The following is a 6,097-nucleotide window of genomic DNA, read 5'->3' as shown; positions in this document are numbered from 1 at the left end:
CTCATTCATTTTTATTGCTGAGAGCTGACTGCTAATAGCTGAATGCTTACATAAAATAAATACAATATTACCGAATAATTAATAATTAATAATTAATAGCTAATAATTAAATAATTCTGGTTTAAACCCTCCCCTTTTAAGGATAAAAAGTGGTCGTTTAGCTAGCGCACAACTACGCACTTCCGCTGTCGCCGACATGAAAAACTAAATTTCCCGTAGGGTGGGATGCTGAGGAAACTTAGCCAGATCCAATCGACGAAGAGAAGAAAAAATTTTTCCTTCTTCGTTAATCCTCTCCCTAAAAGTCAGAGGTAATTATTAATTGTTAATTGTTAATTGCTGAAAGTCAATTCTGTAATATATGATTACAGTAATCATAGCTCTAATGGCAGTTTGATAAATGTGTGCTACGAATCACTATCCACGGTTTTTATATTCCCCGTCCCTATAACTAGAGTTTTGTAACATTCTTTTTTCACACTTGGTATAATACGAATTTTTAAAGTATCGAATTAACGTTTAATTTTTGTCAGGGCAATCTACTAGAATAACTGTCTCACATTGAAATGGAATAGACAGTATAATGTCAAAAAATAACAAGTCAAATAATATCAATAATTTTATTTTTTTTAGTTTCCGATATCGGCAGAAAAATAAAAATACTATATTTTAACTACTCAAATCTATGCTCCCAGACAAAAAATCACAAATATATTCTCAAAGTATGAATCAAGAACAAATACTTCAACAATACACAAAAGGAGAAAAAAACTTTACAGGTATTATTCTGTGTGAAGCCAATCTTAGCAAAGTTAATCTTAATCAGATTAATTTCAGTCAAGCAGTATTAAATTTGACTAATTTCAGTGAAGCTAATCTTAGTGAAGCTAACTTGAATGGAGCAAAACTCAATGTATCCAGACTGACTAAAATCAATCTCACCCATGCCAAACTCAACGGTGCAAATCTCAATCTTGCTAACCTAATTCAGGCCGATTTAAGTTATGCTGAATTGATAGAAGCCAAGTTAATTCGGGCAGAGTTAATTAGGGCAAATATGAGTAATGCTAATCTCAAAGGCGCTAATTTAATAGAAGCTGATTTAAGAGAAGCTATTTTAAAACAAGCTAACCTACAATTAGTAGATTTACATTCTGCCCATCTACGAAATTCTTGCCTAGAAAATTCTAACTTAGAAAGAGCTAATTTACATAGAGCAAATCTTAGTAAAGCTGATTTGAGAGGAGTTAACTTTAGCAATGCTGAACTTATACAAGCTAATCTCTCTCTCTCTAATTTGAGTCAGGCTAATTTGAAAGGAGCTAATTTGAAAGGGGCTGATTTAACAGGAGCTAATTTGAGTGGAGCTAATCTTGATTCAGCTATACTCAATAGCGTCAATTTATATGGGGCAAACTTGCATAATTCTAATTTATCTAATGCTGTTTTAGTTAATGCGGATTTAACTAAAAGTAATTTAATTCATGTTAGTTTTGAAGGAGCAGATTTAACATCAGCTACCCTCACAGGTAGTAAACTTTATGGAGTATCACGATTTAGGATGACTGCAGAAAATATTACTTGTGATTGGGTTGATATGAGTGTTAATGGTGATGGTAGCAAAATTATTAACTTGACTCCAGAAGAATCTCAGCTTTTTTTTAATGGTAGTCAACCAACTGTAAAATTTATAGTTGATTCACCTCTAGATCATGATGCTCATTTGGCTTTAGCTGGTATATATCGTCAAATTTATAAAGAATATAATGTTTTGGGATTACCTCCTAATATCGAAGTAAATTCTAAAAAAACGAAATTATCAATTCAAGTAGATAAAGATGAGGAGTTATTTACTACTGCATATTTGATGATTTATCCATTTAAAGTATCTACATTAACTCAAAATTATTTCTTAGAATTAATCAATAAAATCTCTCAAGACTACTCTAGAAATTTAGATGTTAGAACATCAAATCGTTTTGCTAAGATTAGGGTAAGCCTGAATCAAGTGAAAAGAATAATTGATGAATTAAAAGCTAATAATGCTCAATTGAAAATATCAAATTTAAAATTTTTTAGTTCCTTTTTGAAAATTAAGATAATTAATTCAAGAGGAGAAGATTTTTGTCTGACAAATAGTTTTGATTATACTCAAGAAATCTGTGATTATTTAACTCCAAAAAATATCAATGACCAATATTTAGTAAACTCTTTTATAGATAATCAACAATTTTATAAAAACTTAGTATTATTCGTCAAAAATTTTTCTTAATAACTTGATTTTATTGTATAAAATTTGTAGTTTATAAAGACAAAAAAAAATAATTATATCGAATCTCTAAAACCAAATATCAAAAGTTTTCCGACATATTTTTTTTTCGTCAAGAGTCATAAGTGAGTAATTTTAATAGTAGGGAACTTATATTTAACGAAAAAGATAAGTTAAGATATAAAAGGTATCTCAAACCTATTCATTCTGACTCCTATACGAGCGATTTCCCTTTGTCATGCTCCTAATTAAGCGGAAAGCGACAGCATTCGGAACGAAATCGCCCCTACTACTCCTGACTCCTAAGAATTACCGAATAATTAAGGTTTAAAGCCTCTCATGAGCAAGGAGAAACAAGAAAAAATTTTCATGATTAGTCAATCCTATCCCTTTTAAGGAGAGGTAATTATTAATTATTAATTATTAATTGTTGAACCCAACTATTTGTAGCAAACATTATATCAAATTGTTATAACACCTAGAATTTTGTACATCAACAGTATAAGAATTGCTATATCTAGTAAACTTGATTACTCAATAACAAATGTCAGAAGAAATATTAAAAAGATACGAATTAGTTGAAAAATATACACAAGGAAAAAGAAATTTTGCTGGCATCAACTTGACAGAAGTCAACCTGAGTCAGATTAACTTGAGCAAAACTAATCTCAGTAATGCTATTTTATTTGTCTGTAATCTCAGTGGTACAAATCTCAGTGAAGCTAATCTCACTAAAGCTAATCTCAATATAGCCCGCCTTAGTAGCGCCAATCTCAAAAAGGCTATATTGAACCAAGCTACTCTCAACGTGGCCAATTTAGTCCGAGCTAATCTGAGTGGAGCTAATTTAGTAGAAGCTACCCTAGTTAAAGCAGAATTAGTCAGAACAGAACTAACTCTAGCTAATCTTACCAGAGCCAATCTCAGTGGCGCCGATATGAGAGAAGTAATTATCACAGAAGCTAACTTAAGCCAAACCGACTTGAGTGGTGTAAATTTGCGATTTGCTTTAGCACAAAGAACTAATCTAGAACAAGCTGATCTACATAATGCCGATCTGACAAAAGCGGATCTAGAAGGGGCTAATTTTACCAATGCTGAATTGAGACAAGCTCATTTAAGTATGGCCAATCTAAGGAATGCTAAATTTAATGGGGCTAATCTTAGGTGGGCTATTCTTAATGGAGCTGACTTAACTAATGCGGACCTCAGTAATGTTAAATTGAGTGGAGCTAATCTTCGTGGAGCGAATTTAACTAACACAAAATTAACTAATGCTAGTCTAGTTCATGTCGATCTAACTGAAGCTAATTTACTCAGAGCTGATTTAGTGGGAGTAGATTTATCAGGAGCAATTTTAACCGGAGCAAAACTTTATGAAGTCCCTAGATTAAATATTAAAGCTGAAGATATTGTTTGTGAATGGATTGATGTTAGTCCTAATGGAGATGGTAGTCAAGTTTATAACTTTAAAACATCAGCAGAATCTAAGAGATTTTTTAACCACAAATCTCCAATAGTTGAAATTATTGTTGATTCAACTTTAGACCTGAAAGCTAATGTTGCTCTTGCTACAACTTACTATCACTTGGCTAAGGATTATGATTTTATTAACCGTCCTCCTAGTATTGAAGCTCGCTACCAAAAAACTACTTTGAATTTTAGATTAGACAGTGATGAACTATTATTTGTAGTAGCATTTATAGCAATATTTCCTTTTACTGATGCTAAAAAATCTCAAGTTAATATTATAGAAATTGTCAAAAATAACCCCTTAGAAAAAATTAAGGAAAAAATATTAGAATTAGACATTAGTATGGCAGAACTCATCCAAAAAAATCAGAGGATTAAAAAAATTCTTGAGTCTTTTAGACACAACATTAATTTTTTTTCAGCTCCTACTAAGTTAATTTTAAATAATTCAAGTGGAAAGAGTTTAGTAGTAAGTAGCAATCCAGATTTTGGGGAAAACATAAGTAAAAATAATCAACAAAAATTTTCTTTACCCCCTGATAATAAAGTAGCTGATTTTATTAACAGCTTTTATCATTTTGGTTAAAGTCTGTGATCGAAGTAGAAGTCCATCAATCACTATTGAATTTCCTGCGATCGCAAACTCAACCTCACTGGCCCCATAATTTAACCATGGCCCGGCTAGTGGCAAGAGCTTTGCGACTGGGACGTAGTGCTTTAATTCAAACAGGTTCTCCACCAGGTAGTCATAATCAACAATATCAATTAAGTTATCTGCTACCAATCTTAATGTGGCCCCAAAAAACCATATTAGTTGCTCCTCAACCAGTACAACAACATTTATTAACTGTCAAAATTCCTAGATTACTGGCAAATCACTCTCAGATTAGTTCATCATTGCCCAATAAAGCAATCCAAACCTATCCGCCACAAGACGCTAATTTTAATGGACTACTACTAATGACCCCCGAAGCTTGGTTAGTTAGTCAATGGGAGAATGACTATTTTACTAAAGATATTCCCACTATTATTGATTGGGCAGACGATCTAGAAACTTGGGTACAAAATTATTTAACCACTAGCTTTTTACCTACTAATTGGAATGAACTAATGCAAGTTTATCCCGATCAAGCTGACTTGATTCGAGAAACAAGGGTAAACTTAACGCGATCGCTCTTCCAACATCCAGCTAATCCCTACAATTGCTACTTAATTGAACAACATGAGCAAGAGATTTTAGAAAATCTCATGGAAGGTTTGTCATTACCTCTAAGAAACAAAGAATTACAGAGTAATCATTTGAATCATAATTTTTGGCTTCAGTGGCAAAGCAATGGACAACTCAGATGGGCAGAAATTCATCGCGAGAGAGGATCGTTTTCTCTATGTTGTACTCCTTATGATTTATCTGAAGCTCTCAAGAATATTTGGACTAAACAACCCGTCGTGATTATTGGAGGAGCATTAGATTTAGAGACGCAAGCTAATAGTTATAGACAGATGATGGGACTAGGGGATCTAACCTGCGTTAAATTTTCTCCTGATCGTCGCAATGAGATGATTCAACTATATTTACCCAATGGCCTACCAATGCCTAATACACCTCAATTTCAAACAGCATTAATTGCAGAAATTCGGACTCTATTGCATATAAGTTCCAGTGCTATTGATGGGTTAATAGCGATCCTCATCGGAGATGTACCACTTAAAACTCAAGTGGGTGCTGTTTTGGCCTCTGAATTTGGTTCCCAAGTTCAATTAGAAACAACTTCTCCTAAAAAAAATGGAATTTTAATTAGCGGTTGGGAATTTTGGCAAAAACATCAAAGAGAACTCAAACCACCTAAATTATTGATAATTACTACTTTACCCCTTCCATCTTTGGAACATCCTTTAGTGTCTGGGCGAGTCAATTTTTACAAGCAACGAGGTTTAGATTGGTTCAGATTATACCTTTTACCAAAAGCACTACAAGATTTGCAACGTGCTATTGCCTCTGTGCGAGAATCTCAAGGCATCGTTGCAGTATTGGATAGTCGTGTGATTCGTCGTAGTTATGGCAAGCAAATTTTAGCTGCTCTTAGCCCCTTTGCCAAAATTGATTACTTGGATACTACATGGTTATAGCAGGAGTAATGAGTAATGAGTAATGAGTAATGAGTAATGAGTTAGGAGTAATGAGTTAGGAGTAATGAGTTAGGAGTAATGAGTAATGAGTAATGAGTAATGAGTAATGAGTTAGGAGTAATGAGTTAGGAGTAATGAGTTAGGAGTAATGAGTTAGGAGTAATGAGTTAGGAGTAATGAGTTAGGAGTAATGAGTTAGGAGTAATGAGTTAGGAGTAATGAGTTAGG

The 6,097-nt window shown here is 33.2% G+C and carries 3 protein-coding genes; all 3 read left to right on the top strand.

Annotated features, from left to right (window positions below; all coding sequences use genetic code 11):
- The first annotated feature begins 685 nt into the window (after positions 1-685).
- The 3 genes from F6K40_RS38075 to F6K40_RS38065 all read left to right on the top strand — a co-directional run bounded on the left by F6K40_RS38075 (position 686) and on the right by F6K40_RS38065 (position 5,869).
- A complete protein-coding gene (locus F6K40_RS38075) occupies positions 686-2,272 on the top strand; it encodes a pentapeptide repeat-containing protein (protein ID WP_293144845.1) in 1,587 nt (528 codons plus the stop codon).
- 541 nt (positions 2,273-2,813) lie between these two features.
- Entirely contained in the window at positions 2,814-4,328 is a 1,515-nt protein-coding gene (locus tag F6K40_RS38070; protein ID WP_293144842.1) for a pentapeptide repeat-containing protein, read from the top strand.
- Between the two features lie 5 nt (positions 4,329-4,333).
- A complete protein-coding gene (locus tag F6K40_RS38065; protein WP_293144839.1) occupies positions 4,334-5,869 on the top strand; it encodes a helicase C-terminal domain-containing protein in 1,536 nt (511 codons plus the stop codon).
- Positions 5,870-6,097: the final 228 nt, after the last annotated feature.

The organism is Okeania sp. SIO3I5, from assembly GCF_010672085.1.
Taxonomy (GTDB): Bacteria; Cyanobacteriota; Cyanobacteriia; order Cyanobacteriales; family Microcoleaceae; genus Trichodesmium.
This window is presented reverse-complemented; position numbering and strand designations above follow the sequence as displayed.